This is a genomic window from Geomonas sp. (genome assembly GCF_056994735.1).
The window spans coordinates 1-16,986 of the sequence record NZ_JBXKJL010000023.1 but is presented as its reverse complement, the minus strand read 5'-3'; the positions used below and the strand labels follow the sequence as shown (position 1 = coordinate 16,986).

At 57.6% G+C, this 16,986-nt stretch carries 9 protein-coding genes; 6 read left to right on the top strand and 3 right to left on the bottom strand.

The annotated features are described in order from the left end of the window. Positions 1–328: 328 nt before the first annotated feature. The 4 genes from AC11W3_RS00960 (at position 329) to AC11W3_RS00945 (ending at position 8,969) form a co-directional block, all read left to right on the top strand. On the top strand, positions 329–1,555 hold the full coding sequence (locus AC11W3_RS00960; RefSeq protein WP_484088256.1) for an efflux RND transporter periplasmic adaptor subunit: 1,227 nt from the start codon (positions 329–331) through the stop codon (positions 1,553–1,555). A 28-nt stretch (positions 1,556–1,583) separates the two neighbouring features. Beyond that, positions 1,584–5,999: an efflux RND transporter permease subunit gene (locus AC11W3_RS00955; protein WP_484088255.1), complete on the top strand. Its 4,416-nt coding sequence runs from the start codon at positions 1,584–1,586 to the stop codon at positions 5,997–5,999. A gap of 120 nt (positions 6,000–6,119) precedes the next feature. Continuing rightward, a complete protein-coding gene (locus AC11W3_RS00950; protein WP_484088254.1) occupies positions 6,120–7,202 on the top strand; it encodes an HD-GYP domain-containing protein in 1,083 nt (360 codons plus the stop codon). 3 nt (positions 7,203–7,205) lie between these two features. After that, positions 7,206–8,969 (top strand): PP2C family protein-serine/threonine phosphatase, encoded by a 1,764-nt coding sequence (locus AC11W3_RS00945; protein ID WP_484088253.1) that lies wholly within the window; start codon positions 7,206–7,208, stop codon positions 8,967–8,969. Positions 8,970–9,547: 578 nt separating this feature from the next. Here the strand turns inward: AC11W3_RS00945 and AC11W3_RS00940 are convergent. The 3 genes from AC11W3_RS00940 to AC11W3_RS00930 all read right to left on the bottom strand — a co-directional run bounded on the left by AC11W3_RS00940 (position 9,548) and on the right by AC11W3_RS00930 (position 12,770). Beyond that, positions 9,548–10,489, bottom strand: a complete 942-nt coding sequence (locus AC11W3_RS00940; RefSeq protein WP_484088252.1) for a hypothetical protein — start codon at positions 10,487–10,489, stop codon at positions 9,548–9,550. Positions 10,490–11,279: 790 nt separating this feature from the next. Then, positions 11,280–11,915: a hypothetical protein gene (locus tag AC11W3_RS00935; RefSeq protein WP_484088251.1), complete on the bottom strand. Its 636-nt coding sequence runs from the start codon at positions 11,913–11,915 to the stop codon at positions 11,280–11,282. A gap of 396 nt (positions 11,916–12,311) precedes the next feature. After that, entirely contained in the window at positions 12,312–12,770 is a 459-nt protein-coding gene (locus tag AC11W3_RS00930; protein WP_484088250.1) for a single-stranded DNA-binding protein, read from the bottom strand. A gap of 547 nt (positions 12,771–13,317) precedes the next feature. On the opposite strand from AC11W3_RS00930, the gene AC11W3_RS00925 reads away from it, so the two are divergent. Further along, complete coding sequence (locus AC11W3_RS00925; protein ID WP_484088249.1) at positions 13,318–15,036, top strand: transporter substrate-binding domain-containing protein; 1,719 nt, start codon at positions 13,318–13,320, stop codon at positions 15,034–15,036. Beyond that, positions 15,033–16,445, top strand: coding sequence for a sigma-54-dependent transcriptional regulator (locus AC11W3_RS00920; protein ID WP_484088248.1), 1,413 nt, complete (start codon positions 15,033–15,035; stop codon positions 16,443–16,445). Before AC11W3_RS00925 ends, AC11W3_RS00920 begins: the two co-directional genes overlap by 4 nt. Positions 16,446–16,986: the final 541 nt, after the last annotated feature.

The window sequence follows — 16,986 nt, the reverse complement described above, 5'->3', positions numbered from 1 at the left end:
ATCGGTGGTGAAGGCTTGTCTTGCACTCATCAGGAACGAGCTTCATTTTTTCGGGCTAGATCGCTGAGAAATTCAGTAGCGCGAATAGTAATGTCTTGTCGTTAAAGTTCGAAGATGACATAGGCGGAAGGATACTGCTTTCAGGAAATAACAGCTCCATTGTCCCAGGCACCGCCCCCTTTTTTCCTTTTCTGCTGACCTTTGGCCTTTAAGTTTTCCGACTTGATCGTGGATCGCTTGTTACCTTGGTACAATTGATCCGTTTGAGATCAGCAGGTTCATGGCGACAGCTGACGCGCAGGAGAACCATGGAAAAGGAGCATCAACAATGAAAAGTATGCTCACATCCATCGTAAAGGCCGCAGGCCTGTCACTGTTGGGAGTTTCACTGACTGCCTGCTCAGGTGAGCCGCACAAGAAAAAAGCAAGCAGCGATGCTGTCCCGGTGATGGTAGGGAGGGTCCAGAAGGTTCAGGAGCGAGAGACGGTCTCGGTAAGCGGGACCGTTTCGACGCCGGACTCCCCCGCGAGTGTCTCCTTTCTCGTCTCCGGCAAGGTCGTGTTCGTGGGGCCGCGAGAGGGAGAACATGTAAGAAAGGGGCAGGTCCTTGCCCGGATCGACCCCACCGACTTCACCCTTTCGGTCAAAGGCGCCGCAGCTCAGGCGGCCAACGCGCAAGCGGCTCTGGAAAAAGCAATGCACTCTGCGAGGCCGGAGCTTTTGGAGCAGGCGCGCATCAGCTACGAAAGGGCCGAGGATGAGTATCGTCGCATGAAGATGCTGCATGACTCGAAGAGCCTGGCTCCCAACGACTTCCTGAAGTACAAGGCGGCGTACGAGAGCGCAAAACAGGCGTATGTGGAGGCAAAGGCGGGAGGCCAGAAGGAAGACAAGGCTCTGGCGAAGGCCGCTTACGATCAAGCTACCGCCCACCTTGAGGTTGCCCGGAAAGCACTGTCCGATGCGACATTGTGCGCCCCTGTCAGCGGCTACATCTCAAAAAGGTTGATAGAGCCGGGCAGCACGGCCTCTCCTGGATCCCCTGCCTTTGAAATCATCCAGATCGACCCGGTGGAGGTCAACGTCGGCGTGCCGGAAACGGACGTACACCTTGTGAGGATCGGACAGAAAGCCGACATCACCGTTCCCGCCCTGCCCGGGAACTCATTTCAAGGGACGGTGCGTGTCGTCAACGTCTCCGCAGCCCCTGAGACACGAACCTACATGACCAGGATCGCCGTGCCGAACCCCGAGCACCTGTTGCGGGTCGGGATGGTGGCGGAAGCAAAAATCCGCGGGGACCGGACTGTCTCCATGGTAACCCTCCCAGGAGATGCGGTGATACGTGATCCGCAGGGAGCGACGCAGGTCTACGTCTACTACCCCGACCAGAAGCGCGTCTATACCAAACGTGTGGAAATCGGAGCGACCACCAATAGAGACATCGAGATAAAGAGCGGCCTTGAGGGTAGCGAGCTGATCGTTCTGGCGGGACAGACAAAGCTCAGAAACGGTCTGGTGGTATCGGCAACAGAACAGACGGACCGGAGGTAAATCGGCGACCGCGAGAGGATCAGATTGTATGAATCCGATAAAGTTTTCGCTTCGATATCCCCCCGTCACCCTCATATTGACGGCAATGCTAGTCATAGTCGGCGTTAATGCCTTCCTGAAAATGCAACGGACGGAAGATCCGACCATCACCATCAGAACCGGGCTCGTCGCCGCCATATATCCGGGCGCAACCTCAGAGCAGGTTGAAAAGCAGGTAACGAAAACCCTGGAAAAACACATCTTCAAGTTCCCCGAGGTGCGCAAGGAAAAGACCTATTCTACGAGCCGTCCCGGGCTCGCCATCATCAACGTCGAGCTTGAAGACACCGTCAAGAACGCCGACCTCTTCTGGGCGAAGCTGCGCCACGAGTTGAACGTGGTGAAGAGCACGGAACTACCAGACGGCATCAAGGGGCCGGTGGTCGATTCCGATTTCGGCGACACGGTCGCAATGCTGGTCGCGGTCCACGGCAAACGGTACGGGTACCGAGAACTGCGTGACTTTGCGGACAAGATTCACGATGAAATGCGCACCGTCCGTGATGTGGGGAAACTGGTAACCTACGGAAACCAGGGAGAGGAAATCTGGATCACCGGCAGCCTGGAAAGGGTCTCGCAGTATTTTGCCGATCCGCACCAGGTGGTGAATGCCCTCAGAGAACGAAACGCCATACAGAGCGCGGGACATTTCGAAGCCGACCGATCGAAGATTCCACTCCGGACCACGGGAATTTTCAATACCGAAGACGAGATACGGAACGTGCTCGTCGACGTCTCCAAGGATGGCCACCCTCTCTACATCAAGGACTTCGCCAACGTCGAGCGCAGGTATCAGGACCCGAACTTCACTGTTCGCTATGACGGCGTCCCCTGTCTCCTCCTCTCCGTCGAGATGCAGAAGGGGAAGAATATTGTCGAACTGGGCGAGCAATTGGATAAGGTCTTCCAGCGCCTGAAGGTTGTCCTTCCCCCCGACGTTCAACTGGACCTGGTCGCCAACCAGCCGGAGGTGGTCAAAGAGCGGATTGCCTCGCTGAGCCACGAATTCCTGCTGGCCATTGGGTCGGTCATCCTGGTCACCATCGTGCTCCTTCCGCTGCGCGTCGCTCTCATCGCCGCCCTGGCCATACCGGTTACCTTGTGCGGAACCTTGGCAGCGATGAATGCGATGGGGATAGCCCTGCACCAGGTCTCCATTGCGGGCCTCATCATCGTCCTGGGGATAGTGGTAGACGATGCCATCGTGATCGCCGACAACTACGTCGAGCTCCTGGACCACAAGGTGCCGAAGGTCGAGGCGGCATGGAGGTGTGCCACCGAGGTACTGGTACCGGTCCTCACCGCGACCATAGCGATCATCGCCTCGTTCCTGCCGCTTTTGATCCTGACCGGTTCCGTGGGCGAGTTCATCATGGCGCTCCCCATCACTGTAGCGATCGCGTTGGGGGTCTCCTTCATCGTTGCTACCATGTTGACTCCCCTGCTCTGCAGAACCTTCATCAAGAAGGGTTTGCACGACCACGATGCCGAACCGGTCCTGGGGCACGGCAAGGAGAAGAAGAGCCTGCTGGATCGGCTCCAGGATCAGTACGGGATACTGATCGGCATCTTCATGAACAGGAAGTGGCTGGCATTCACGCTCGGGGTGTGTGCGTTCGCCTTCGGGGTGGCGCTCTTCGCCATCGTGCCACAGCAGTTCTTCCCTTCCGCCGAGCGCAACCAGTTCGTGATCGACGTCTGGATGCCGGAGGGAACACGTATCGAGGCCACCGACCCGGTCATGAAGCGCATCGAGAAGGCCCTGGCGGCGCGGAAGGGGGTGGAGCACTACGCCACCTTCGTCGGGCAGAGCGCCCCGAGATTCTACTACAACGTCAACCCGCAGCAGCCGGACGGGGCCTACGGGCAGTTCATCGTGAATACCGCGTCGGTGAAGGATACCGACCGGCTGGTGAAGGAGCTCCGCCCGGCACTGGCAAAAGTGGCGCCGGAGGCGTTGGTGATCGTGAAGGAACTCCAGCAGGGGGCCCAGATGGAAGCGCCCATCGAAGTGCGGATCTCCGGGGACGACATCGGAGAGCTGAAGCGGCTGGGGGAACAGGCACAGGGGATCCTGGAGAGCGTGTCGAATACACAGTACGTCTTCCGCGACTACTTGAACGATTCCTACATGGTGGACGTGAAGGTCAACGACGAGCTGGCGAACCGTCTCGGCATAACGGAGGCGTCGGTATCGCAAATCCTCTCGGGCGCCTTCGACGGCGCCCCGGTGAGCACGTTCTGGGAAGGGGACCGTCCCGTCACCATCAAGCTGCGACTTGATCCGGCCTCCCGCTCATCCTTCGGGGACATCGGGAATACCTATCTCAGCTCCGAGCTGACCCGCGCCCGGGTACCGCTGCGCGCCGTGGCCAAGCTCGAACCGGAGTGGCAGACCAGCCGGATCGTTCGCAGAAACGGCGTGCGCACCCTGACGATCCGGGCCTTCGCGAAGCCGGGGTTCTACGCTTCGAAAATCCTGGAGCAGGCAATGCCCCAGATCAAGGCCCTGGAGCTCCCGACGGGCTACCGGATCTACTATGGCGGCGAGAAAGACAACCAGGAGGAGACATTCCCACAGATGGTTATCGCCCTTGCCATCAGCCTTGTTGCGATCTTCCTGATCCTGCTGGTGCAATTCAGGACCGTCTCGGAGCCGCTCATAGTGATGGCATCCATTCCGCTCACCCTTTTCGGGGCGATGCTCGGGCTCACCATCACCGGCAACCCCTTCGGTTTCACGGCATTCATGGGGCTGATCAGCCTCTGCGGCATCGTGGTGAGAAACGGGATTATCCTGGTCGACTACTGCAACGAAAAAATCGCGGAGGGGGATACCCTGGAGCAGGCCGCCCGGGAGGCGGGGGCGCGACGGCTGCGGCCGATTTTCCTCACCACGATGGCTGCCGCCGTGGGGGTTACCCCTATGATCCTTTCGGGGTCGAGCCTCTGGAGTCCGCTGGCGAGCGTCATCGCCTTCGGCCTCATCTTCTCGATGTTTTTCACGCTGCTGGTCATTCCCGTTCTCTTCGTGGCCGTAAAGACGCGCTCGATAAAGCCCAAGGCAGTCGCCGCTGTGATCGCGGTAGGTACCCTTCTTTCGGGGGGGCGGGAGGTCTCGGCAGAGCCGGTCAAATATTCCCTGACGCTCTCGCAGGCCGTCGATATGGCACTGAAACAAAACTCCGGAGTAAAAATCGCCCGGTATAAGGTGGGGGAAAACGATCGCAAGATCGTGTCGGCGCGGTCCCAGTATTTCCCGCTTCTTTCCAACAACACCCACTATGTCGCCATTTCGGAGAAACAGAGTATCTCCCTGCCGATCGGAAGCCTGGGCAACGTTGGAGGCACCCCCATCCCCACCAGCGACGTGAAGGTAGCGCAGAGCTCCTCCACTATCCTGGTCAGCGAAACCACCCTTGCGCAGCCGACCACACAGCTTTTCAAAATACATGAAGCCAATGAGATAGCCCGGACAGATCGCGGCATCGCGGAAGCGGAACTGGCAAAGTCGGAAAATGAAACGGCTCTTGCGGTACACCAGCTTTACTACACACTGTTGGTGGCGTACAAGGAGCGGGATGCCGCGCAGGCATCGCTCACCGCGGCGCAGCAGAACTTGGGCGAGGCCGAAGAAGGAGTAAAGGCGGGGAACCTGCTCGATGTGGCGGTGAATGCGGCGAGGGCGAATCTGCTCCAGGGGAGGCAGGCGCTTCTCGCAGCGGAGATCCACATCTCCGATACGACCTCGGAGCTCAACGACCTGTTGGGTTTTCCGAGCGACAGTATTTTGGAGGTGACCGAGGCGGGGCTTCCTGAGCTGCCGGACCTGCCAAAAGAGCTGTCCTACGAAGAGGCGCGAGCCAGAAACGGTGAGCTTCTTGCCGCGCGCGAAACGGTGGAAAGATCGCGCCACGCGGTACGTGCCGCCCGCTACGAGTACATTCCCGACGTGACGCTCTTTGCCCGCCATGGCTATCAGGATGGAGCACCGTTTCTGCCGAGTAACATCGGCTTCTTCGGAGCGGAGCTGACCTGGAACATCTTGGATTGGGGGAAGCGGGGTGGAGAGATTGGCCAGCGGGTCGCTCAACAGTCGCAAGCGGAAGAGAACCTCGCCCGGATAGACAAGCGGATCGGGATCGAGATCGACAAGGTGTATCGGAAACTGCAACGTACCAAGGAGATGGTAGACGTTGCCCGGGAGGCGCTTTCGCTGCAGAGGGAAAATGTCCGGCTCAGCGAAAACCGGCTCAAGGCGGGGACCGTGACGGCAGCCAAACATGCCGAAACGATTGCGGCACTGAAAAAGGCGGAAATGGAGGAGTTGCAAGCTTCGCTGGAATACCGCCTGACCCGAGTTGAGCTCGACCGGATCAGGGGAGCGCTCGCATCGAGCCGGTAGTCATTCCTGCCTCCGGTGATGAGCTTGCGCGCGAAGCGGTCCAGCGGGCAGACGGGTGGGGGGAGGGGTGAAGAAGGTGGTGGAAGCTGATCAGGATAGCCAGGTGGTAAAGGAGCTGCCATGAAGACGAATAAGGCTGACGGAGGAGAAGGATGGGAAAAAGGATCGCTCGGCACCAATGAGCAAAGCCTGGTGGCTCTGGTCAAGGCATCTCCTCTCGGAATTATCGCATTCGATCTCGACGGCAAGATCCTGCTTTGGAACCGCGCTGCCGAGGAGGTTACAGGATGGCGCGAGGAGGAGGTGCTTGGGCTTTCTATAGGGGCTCTTGCCGACGAAAAGTGGGAGGAGTATGAGGTCCTGCGCAGGCGCACCCTCAACCGGGAGGTTTTTCATTCTCTGCCCATGGACGGGACCAGAAAAGACGGTCGAAGGATCATAATCAGCTATTCTTCGGCGCCTGTGTTTGATGGCCAGAACCGCATCGTAGCCACCATGGCGGTCATCTATGACATTTCCGAAAAGATGAAGCTGGAAACGGATCTCAAGGAAAGCCTGGAGAAGGTGAACCGGATCCTGGACGAGACGGTGCACTCTTTGAGTTCCGCCGTCGAGAAGCGGGACCCCTATACTGCGGGGCACCAGCAACGGGTGGCTCAGTTGGCGTGTGCCGTTGCGGAGGAACTTGGGGGGATCGCGCTGGAGCGCTTGAAGGGGATCTGGACGGGTGCAATACTCCACGATATCGGAAAGATCTACGTCCCGGCAGAGATACTGACCAGACCGGGTTATCTGAGTCCGGCGGAATTTGAATTGATAAAGAGCCACCCTGAAGTGGGTTATGAAATCGTGAAGGACATCGAATTCCAGTGGCCCGTCCCCCTCATCGTTCGGCAGCACCATGAGCGTCTGGACGGAAGCGGCTACCCTGCGGGGCTCAAGGGTGAGGAAATCCTTTTCGAAGCGCAGATTTTGGCGGTTGCCGACGTCGTCGAAGCCATGTCATCGCACCGCCCGTATCGCCCCGGCAAGGGAGTGGAATCCGCTCTTGATGAAGTAAGAAAAGCTTCCGGGACTGCCTATGATTCATCGGTTGTCGATGCCTGTCTAAAGCTCTTCAGAAATGGATTTCACTTTTCAGAACTGCCTCCCGCAACCCCATATTGGAAGCCGCCTACTGCTTTTGAGACGCGACGAGGGTGAAAGATGGCACATCGGAGAGAGTTTTCCCTGCTCCTGTTGATGATTACCACGGCAATCGGTATTGCCGGATTGGTATTTCTATCTCTCTATCACGCGGTTTTCCAGCCGCAGACGAGGTACGAGAGCGGCGTTTCCGAACCCGGCATAGCTGCATTCCTGGCCGGTGGCACGGCGATCATTGTTACCCTCCTGGCCATGGTGCTCATGTGGTGGCGAATTCGGTCCTTGCTTCGTCAGCCAAAGGATGAAGAACTAAGATACCGGATCATGGTGCAAAGCTCGACCGACGGCATAGTCCTGATGACTGACGTGATTGAGGAATGCAACCCGCAGGCGTGCATTCTTTGGGGGCGCGAGCCTGAGGAGATGGTCGGCCGTACGCTGGCCGAAATCGCTCCCCCCCGCCAGCCGGACGGCCGGGATTCGGCTGATGTTGCCGCCCAGCATATGGCAGCGGCCGTCGCGGGTACCCCGCAGTTTTTCACCTGGCATGTACGAAATAACGGGGTGCCGGTGGATGCGGACGTGTCTCTGAAGGCTATCCAGGTGGGAGAGAGAAACCTCCTCCTTCTCGTCGCCCGCGACGTGACCGAGCAACGGCAGGTGGAGGAGAAGCTGCGGGAACGGAACGACTTCATAGAGACCATCTTGGACAACATGCCGATCGGGCTGAGCGTCCTTACCTTCGACGACCGTACAATCCGCTACATGAATCGTAAGGCGGAGGAGATCGTCGGTTGGCCGCTCCAAATTTTGAACGATCACGAGCAGTTTTGGCGCTCCGCCATTCCCGACCCCGATTATCGTGCGGAAGTCGTCGGGAAGCTCGATCGAGACCTGGATCTGGGCAACCCCTCTCAGATGGTCTGGGAAGTCAGGCTCACAAAACGCTCGGGGGAATCGGCGGTCAATCTCTGGACGAGCATCCCGATGTTCGAGAGGAACCTTGTGATCATAACTGCTCAGGACTTCACCGAGCAGAGGCGGGCCGAAGATGCGCTGCGCCAAAGCGAAATGGACCGTGTCCAGCTACAGACGGAATTGAACTTAGCTGCGGAAGTGCAGCGAAAGCTCCTCCCCGGCGATCCGCCAAGGATTCCCGGTCTACAGATTGCAGGCGTTTGTCTGCCAGCACGCCAAGCGGGGGGAGATTTCTACGACTGGCAGGAGACGGCGCCAGGTACGGTAACCCTCACATTTGGCGACGTTATGGGAAAGGGGATGGCGGCAGCTATGCTAATGGCGACGGTCCGAGCCGCCCTGCGCGCCGTGACGAGGGACAATGGTCCGTCGGCCGCCCTAAAGCTGGCGGAACAGGGCCTCTGGCACGACCTAGAGGGTGCAGAGAGGTTCGTCACGCTTTTCCTGGCCCAACTCGACGTGGCCTCAGGGCGCATGACTTACGTGGATTGCGGCCACGGTTATGTCTTCCTGCGGCGGCGCGATGGTTCAGTCCATGAGCTCTTGCCGCGCGGCCTACCTTTCGGAATATCGGCTGAGGAAACCTACCATGAGGGGTCCTGCGTGATAAAGGAAGGGGATGCACTGATTGTGTACAGCGACGGACTTCTCGAAGCCGGGACGGGCCTGAATATTGACCATGGTCTGCTATCGGAGCGCGTGGCTGAGGCGACTGATGCCCGGAAGATGGTGGAACTGATAGCGGCGCTGGTGGATCCTTCCGCTTCGCTCCCCGATGACACGACCATTCTGGTGATGCGGAGAGTTGAGAATCGCAGAGAAAGGAGTAATAGCGATGAAAGGTGAAAAAGAAGCTGAAAAGGTGAAGGGAAACGGAGCAAAAGCAGGCGAAAAGCTGAAGGCCAAGGAGTATGACAAGGAACTGGCCAAGCTGGAGCTGGCCTGAGAGCTGGCCTGAGGGTCAGGTCGAAAGCGCCGGCGGGAGGCGAGGGCTTTCCCTTTCTTCAGCATGTGCTGGATGCGCTCCGCGGTCTTCTTCTGGCCGCAGAAGCGCGACTTGGTTGATTTGGTTGACTTGCTGCAGTAAATCAATGAAGACAACAACGTCCTCCTCGGCTCCCGTTACACGCAGGAATGTCCCAGAGATCAACGTTTGAGCACATGCATGTCTCATTTTTTGAAACTAGATTAGCCGTCCGCTGCTGGCTTGGTGGGGAAAACCAGCGTCCCGTCTGCAAGCCCGGCGCTGACAGGTACCCATCCCTCGGACTCTCCAAGAGTAACTCAAGGAACTCAAAGACGTCCCCTCCCCCCGTCCCTACCGATGGAGCGGCATTGGCTCATGTCGATTTGTATCCACTCGGACTTAGCCGGCGGAGGGGAGCCTATCTCGTCTGCTACACTTCGTTTGAAAAGATACGACTTCAAGAATATTTTTCAAAAAGAGCTTTAGCTGTAAGGTGTCCTTCCACATGATCTAACATCGCAGCAAAGTCTACAGCAGTTCCAGAGCGCATGTGCATGTAACGACTTAGAGTCTCATATACAGTCACTAACGAAGGAATTCCGCTGCTCATTCTATTATCAAGTGAACAGTTATATCTTCTGCAAAGCTCATCTCCTCGAATTCTTTCATCATTTGCTGCATTGATTGAGGTCTTAATATAATGCTCACAGAAGGTTCTTAGATGATAAAATGCAGCAAAAATGTCGTTTTCGTTTGCAGCGCTGATCGCGTCTGCAACAATCTTTCTTAATTTTTTTGGTATACAAGAGGGGACATCGACTGACAACCGTTCAGTTCTGCCACACAGGGTAATAGTTAATCCCACTCTCTTGACAAGAAAGGTAATCACTGTTTCTTTACACTTTACGCACTGGTAATACAATGTGAAAACCTGTTCAGTCACCTCCCCAATCCTGGGATAAAAATCAAGAAACCCGTCACACCATATTGAGCCGATACTCAAAAACGTTGTGGGATCATCACAATTGGAACAATGTGTGGTAATTGGAGGCAAAGGAAAGGAGATCGGGCTCTCCTCCTGTGGCGTGCCCAGAGGATTGTCACCGATCCCACAGAAGAACCTTGCCCTCATGTACTTATCTTGCGTAAGGTTTGGCGTCACAGGCACCCATGGCCGACTACAGAATTCCATTTTGTACTGATCTAAATCGTATTTCTCATACAGCTTTCGCAAATGCTCGTCTATTCTCTCCAGTGCAACTCTTTTCTTCTGATAGAGGCCCAACTTCGCCAGGGCCTCTTCGAGTGCCATAGAAATCTCCTCCTGCATGATGAGTTCAACTTCAGGAGACTCCTTCCTGCCGCTGTAGGAGCCAAGCAAACCAACATCTCTTGCCATTTATCTCTTCCTTTTCCAAGGTAATAACTTAGCAGCGGGTCACCCTCAGGCTTTATCGAAACCTGATCATCCTGCCAACGTTTTCAACATCACATTTAATCGTCTCGCGGTTCCATCGCCAAGCAACTACGAATCCGTTTTTCGATTCTGTGCATTGACTCGAAGTCGTCGGTACAGATAGTGTTCGATAACCTAATGAACAGCCGGCTTGCTTCCGAGAGCCGTTCTTTATTCGGGATCAGGTTTAAAAAGAGATACAGGTAGTAGAGCTTTAGATGCGGGAAGCTTGACAGTCTGCCAGAAAATTCTCGGTATTTCTCCGACGCGGCAAAATTGAGCTGGGTTTGAGCCAGGGTTCCGTAGCAATTTGCGAATTGTATGAAACAGCGCCTGATATCCTTTATCAGATCGAAATATTCCTGAATTGGTTTCGATGTTGCGCCCAGGCCGTAGCCTAAAATTCCGGAAATAGCAGAAATAAAAATCTGCTCAGACGTTATCACAGCCAATTCTCCAGATATTGCACAGCCACAGTGACGGTCATTGATCTTAAAGGTATAGCCTCTCTAAATTGCATGCTATACCTACATTAGGTACCATTTTCGGCGTCCGCAGGTCCTTCTCAGTGTAGAAGGCAAACACTCAAAGACCGCTGTCCGGCGTTAGCGAAGGGCCCAAGGTCAGGTCTGGCCGTCGAGGGGCTTAACCCTTTTCGGCCGTTGATACGTTGTCCAGACAAACCAAGGAGGTGTAATTGCTCCCTATTGGGAGGCTCATCACCTCGGTTAGCCTATGGGAGGTACATTCGATATACGCGGTGTTCGCTATCGCCGCTGATGAGGCCGGCGCGAAGCATCGCGAGAAGATACCCGAGGCGGGTGTGCCCTTCCACCAGCTGATAGGGGGCATTCACATCAGCATAATCGGGGATTTCATTTAGGGTAGAAACATCGAGAACGATTGGGGCCGTGCGCCAAGTTCCCTTTTCACGCCAGTACGTTTTGTCTATGTCTCTGCAACAGAAATCGTCAAAGGGATTGGCTAGTTGCCGCCCTTTGACCCACGGTGCGAATCGGGAAACAACATTTAGATTTGCCAGGCAGTTGGCGGACATCAAAACCTCCTCGAACCGAATAGATCCGTAGTCCAGCCAACCGTAATTCGTCAGAGAATTTCCGTCGTAGTAAAGATGATACAACCACTGGTCAATGACCTCGAACGGAATTTTGAACCTTGACGATAACCTTAGGTAGTGCTGGTGTGGAGTTTCATCGCTATCACTGTGGGTATCGAAATCCCGCAGGGGTTCGAGCGCCTTCCAACTAGGGCTTGTTCGCTCCCATACGCCATCGTCAAGGATAAGTTGCCTGTACTCTGTAGAGTCCATGGGCCTCCTAAAGAGATACCTTATTATTTCCAGTTCCATGTGTCTGTTAGGGGTGGGAGAAGCAAAGTTCAAACTTCTTGTTCAACAGACCATGTTTCGTTTGTCATGGCTATGGCAGCGTCACAGATCTTGTTTTCAAACGAGGCGGCGCGGCTTCCGCCGTTTTCTTCCACTTCCCCCAATACCAGTTAACGACAACCCAGTCGATGAAAAAAGTCACGATGACCATGAGGCATGGGGAGACCCTTTGGGGTCAAGTTCGACTTTTAGACATTTGACTGAAGAAGTTGAAAGAGGGCTCAAAAATCCTGCGACAGGCACTATTTTATGTGCAGAACGTTGCAAGGGGGACTGGCACCTGCGGAGCCAGTCCCCGTAGAAGAAAAAAGCCGCAACCTCAATGGTTGCGGCCTTCGCTCAGGTGTCATCTGTAAGCTAAAACGGGATCTCGTCGTCGGGGTTGAAGACGGGCTCTTCGTAGGTGCTCCCCTGGTTTTGGTTTTGGTCCTGCTGGTAACCACGGCCGCCGCCACTTTGACGCTGGCCGCCTCCGCCGCCTTCGCCTTTGCCGGAAAGCATCTGCATTCTCTCGCCTACGATCTCGGTGGTGTACCGGTCTTTCCCGTCTTTGTCCTGCCACTTCCTCGTCTGCAGACGTCCCTCGATATACACGGTCTTCCCTTTGGAGAGGTATTCACCGGCTATCTCGGCAAGACGCGACCACAGGGTGATGTTGTGCCATTCGGTCTTCTCTTCCCAGTTCCCGTCCTTACCCTTGATCCGGTCGGAGGTGGCCAGGGAGAAGGAGGCGACGGCGGTGCCGCTGGCGGTGTAACGCAGCTCCGGGTCCTTGCCCAGATTTCCTATTAACATCACCTTGTTGAGACTTGCCATATGTTGCTCTCCTTTTTTTTAAAACGCTTCTATGAATTTGGTCGAAACCAGAAAGGTCGTGTTCGGGCGCACCGAATCTACATCAAATTTGCGTTGTGCGCAAAAGATATTTTGGGCTGTCGTCTGGGGGCAAAGCGCCTAGTAATTACTTAGGGTTCTTCGGGTCGGACAGAAGCAAATCCCCCCTGACCCCCCTTTGTCAAGGGGGGGACGCTGGGCGGCCGTTTTTGCTAAAGAGGAGGGATGCACGGGGCGGCGGCCTTTGCTAAAGAGGCGGGAGGCTTGGGCCTGCCAACAACTAATTCTGACCCGGAGCCAGCAGGGTGGGGGAAGGTGATGAAGGGGAGGGGGCTGCAAGGCGAGCCTCCTGACGGCCATTCCACTTTACAAAAAAATTCGATCTCCCTATAGTCGTTAGTGTTGTGCCATGGGTGGCATTGTGGCCATGATGTCATCATTTTCGCCGATGGCGGCTGCCCTCACCCCTGCCCCTCTCCCGGGGGGCGAGGGGATAACAAGACCAACACTTTTCAAGGAAAGCCTTCGAGTGTCATCTCGTAAAAAGCTCCGCGTACTTTTCGGCGTTCTCCCTGCTTTACTCCTGCTCCTCTCCGCCGTCGGCCCGGCTCAGGCCTGGCCCGGTGCGGCCTGGGCGGGGTCGGAGAAGTCTATCGTCATCGGCGGGGACAAGAACTTCCCTCCCTACGAGTTCCTGGACAGAAACGGCCGGCCTACGGGCTTCAACGTCGAGCTCTCACGCGCCATTGCGGATGTGATGGGCATGCAGGTGGAATTCCGCCTCGGCAACTGGGACGATGCGCGCAAGGGCCTGGAGGACGGGAGCGTCGACATCCTGCAGGGGATCACCTACTCCGAGGCGCGCAGCACTTCGCTCGATTTCTCCCCCCCGCACAACATCGTCCACACCTCGATCTTCGCCCGCCAGGGGGCCCAGCCGATCCAGAACCTCGAGGCGCTGCGCGGTAAGGAGGTGATCGTGCAGAAGGGGGGGAGCATGCACGACTATCTGCTGACCCACGATTTCGGCGCGAAGCTGATCCTGGTAGACACCCACGCCGCCGCGCTGCGCCTCCTCGCTTCGGGAAAGCACGACTACGCCCTGGTCGGGAACCTTCCCGGCCTCTATCTCGGCCGTGAGCTCGGACTCTCCAATATCGTCCCGGTCGGCCGCCCCTTCGCCGGCGGCTTTTACGGTTACGCGGTGAAAAAAGGGAACCAGGAGGTCCTCTCCCGTTTCAGCGAGGGGCTCGCCATCCTGAAGAACACCGGGCGTTACCAGAAGATCTACGACAAATGGCTGGGCGTGCTGGAACCCCAGCAGGTCCCCTTCGAGAGGATCGTGAAGTCCGCTGCCATGGTGGTCGTGCCGCTCCTCCTCGTCCTGGGGGCGACGGTGGCCTGGTCACGCACGCTGCAAAAGAGGGTGGCGGAGCGGACGGCGGAACTGCAGCAGCACCAGCAGCAGCTGATCCAGGCGGACAAGATGGCCTCGCTCGGGATCCTGGTTTCGGGGGTAGCCCACGAGATCAATAACCCCACGGGACTCATCCTGCTGAACATCCCGGTGCTGAGGAAGGCGTACAAGGTCGCCGAGGAGAATCTAGAGGAGCGCTTCGAGGAGAGTGGTGACTTCATGATCGGCGGGCTCAGGTATTCCCTGCTGCGCGAGGAGGCGCCGCGCATGTTCGACGAGATGCAGGACGGCGCCCGGCGCATCAAGAGGATCGTCGACGACCTGAAGGACTTCGCCCGCAAGGACGACTCGGACCTGAACGAATCGGTGGACCTGAACGCGGTGGTCCACGCCTCGGTCCGCCTGGTCGAAAACTCCATCAAGAAGGCGACCCACCGCTTCGAGGTAAGCTGCGCGGAAGGGCTCCCCCCTTGCCGCGGGAACATCCAGCGCATCGAGCAGGTCGTGGTCAACCTGATCCTGAACGCCTGCCAGGCGCTCCCCTCCCCGGAGAAGGGCATTCGCGTCTCGACGGCGTTCGATGCCGCCCGGAACGAGCTCGTCTTCTCGGTGCGGGACGAGGGGGTGGGGATACCGAAGGAGCACCTCTCGCACCTGACCGATCCCTTCTTCACCACCAAGAGGGACACCGGCGGGACCGGCCTCGGCCTGTCGGTCTCCGCAGGGATCGTGAAGGACCACCAGGGGCGGCTGGATTTCACCTCCGAGCCCGGCCTCGGCACCACGGTAACCATCGCATTACCGGTACTGGAAGGAGATGCACGCTCATGATCGAATCGCTCTACCCATCTTTCAGCATCCTGCTGGTCGACGACGAGGAGGCGTGGCTGAGGAGCCTCAGCATGACCCTCGGCCTGTCGGGCGGGATCAGCAACATCGTGCGCTGCAGCGACAGCCGCGAGGTCATGGGCATCCTTGCCAGCCAGGAGATCGGCCTGGTCCTGCTGGACCTGAACATGCCCCACGTCTCGGGGGAGGAGCTGCTAAGCGCCATAGTGGAAGAGCATCCGGAGATCCCGGTCATCATCATCTCGGGACTCAACCAGGTGGAGACCGCGGTCGGCTGCATGAAGCGGGGGGGCTTCGACTTCTTCGTGAAGACGGTGGAGGACGAGCGGCTGGTGCAGGGGGTGCAGCGCGCCATCAGGATGATCGAGCTGCAGCGTGAAAACAGGCAGATGCAGTCGCGCATCCTGAGCGACAAGCTCGATCACCCGGAGGCCTTTTCGGATATCGTCACCGGCGACCCGGCCATGCGCTCCATCTTCCGCTACATCGAGGCCGTATCCAGGAGCAGCCAGCCGGTGCTGATCACCGGCGAGAGCGGGGTCGGCAAGGAGCTGGTGGCGCGGAGCATCCATCGCCTGAGCCGGAGCCGCAACAAGATGGTTTCGGTCAACGTGGCGGGGCTGGACGACAACGTCTTCAGCGACACGCTCTTCGGCCACACCAGGGGCGCTTTCACCGGCGCCGAGTTCGCCCGGAAGGGGATGATCGACCATGCCGCCGACGGTACGCTTTTCCTGGACGAGATAGGCGATCTCAGCATCCCGTCGCAGGTCAAGCTCCTCCGCCTGCTCCAGGAGGGGGAATACTTTCCGCTGGGGAGCGACCTGCCGAAGCGGATGAACGCCCGGGTGGTGGTGGCGACCCACCACGACCTCGCCGACAGGCAGGTGAGCGGGCAGTTCCGCAAGGACCTCTATTACCGGCTCTGCGCCCACCACGTGCAAATTCCCCCCCTGCGGAAGCGGCCGGGGGACATCATGCCCCTGCTCGATCACTTCCTGGAGGAGGCGGCGAGCGAAATGGGGAAGAAGAAACCGACGGTCCCGAAGGAGCTCCCGATCCTGCTGGCGAACTACCCCTTCCCCGGGAACGTGCGCGAGCTGAGGTCGATGGTCTATGACGCCATGAGCGTCCACGAAAGCCGCATGCTTTCCATGGACAGCTTCAAGCGCGCCATGGACAAGCAGGGGTTCAATGCCGTCGACCGCGGCGCCGTGAGGGAGCCCGACAGCATCTTCGTCCCGTCGGAGCCTCTTCCGGCTGCGCGGGACATCGTCGATCTGCTGGTAGCGGAGGCCATGAAGCGTGCCGCTGGGAACCAGTCGATCGCGGCGCGGCTGATCGGGGTTTCGCAACCGGCTCTCAGCAAGAGGCTGAAAAAGGTGGGGTGAGGGGGGTGGGCAAGCTTTGGAATGGTTCGCGCCAGGGATGGCGCTCCTACGACGGCATGGTTTCCTGCAAAGGCAAATCCCCCCTGTCCCCCCTTTGTCAAAGGGGGGGACGCTTGGCCACCTACAACGAACCGCAATCCCCTATAACGACACCTGCACGTATAACTTCCTGAAAACGGCAGATAACCTGCTGAAATGACAACACTCGTTTCGGAGGCTGCCGCTCTGGCTGTCTGGAGGTTATACCCCTTTGGCCCCCTCCCACCGCCTCGTTTTTACTCCTTTCAATTGCTATTCTGCCAACTTGTGCCTATCGACTCTCCTTGGCACTCTGCTTGCTGACTCAGACATGGCTTTATCTGGGGATTTAGCTGACGACCGGCAGGAGGACTTCGGCTCGGCGGGGGCGTGCACTCATCATAGAAGAGGGAGAATCATCGATGAAAAAGAACAAACTGACGCTCTGCATCATGGCAGCCATGGTGCTGGGGATCCTGGTCGGCTATGCCTGCAACGTCTCCGCGCCCAACCCCGCCGCAGC

Excerpts from the sequence above, each read along its gene's own strand:
- AC11W3_RS00960 (WP_484088256.1), top strand. The coding sequence starts at position 329 with ATGAAAAGTATGCTCACATCCATCGTAAAGGCCGCAGGCCTGTCACTG.
- AC11W3_RS00945 (WP_484088253.1), top strand. The coding sequence starts at position 7,206 with ATGGCACATCGGAGAGAGTTTTCCCTGCTCCTGTTGATGATTACCACG.
- AC11W3_RS00935 (WP_484088251.1), bottom strand. The coding sequence starts at position 11,915 with ATGGAACTGGAAATAATAAGGTATCTCTTTAGGAGGCCCATGGACTCT.
- AC11W3_RS00950 (WP_484088254.1), top strand. The coding sequence starts at position 6,120 with ATGAAGACGAATAAGGCTGACGGAGGAGAAGGATGGGAAAAAGGATCG.
- AC11W3_RS00955 (WP_484088255.1), top strand. The coding sequence starts at position 1,584 with ATGAATCCGATAAAGTTTTCGCTTCGATATCCCCCCGTCACCCTCATA.
- AC11W3_RS00920 (WP_484088248.1), top strand. The coding sequence starts at position 15,033 with ATGATCGAATCGCTCTACCCATCTTTCAGCATCCTGCTGGTCGACGAC.
- AC11W3_RS00930 (WP_484088250.1), bottom strand. The coding sequence starts at position 12,770 with ATGGCAAGTCTCAACAAGGTGATGTTAATAGGAAATCTGGGCAAGGAC.
- AC11W3_RS00940 (WP_484088252.1), bottom strand. The coding sequence starts at position 10,489 with ATGGCAAGAGATGTTGGTTTGCTTGGCTCCTACAGCGGCAGGAAGGAG.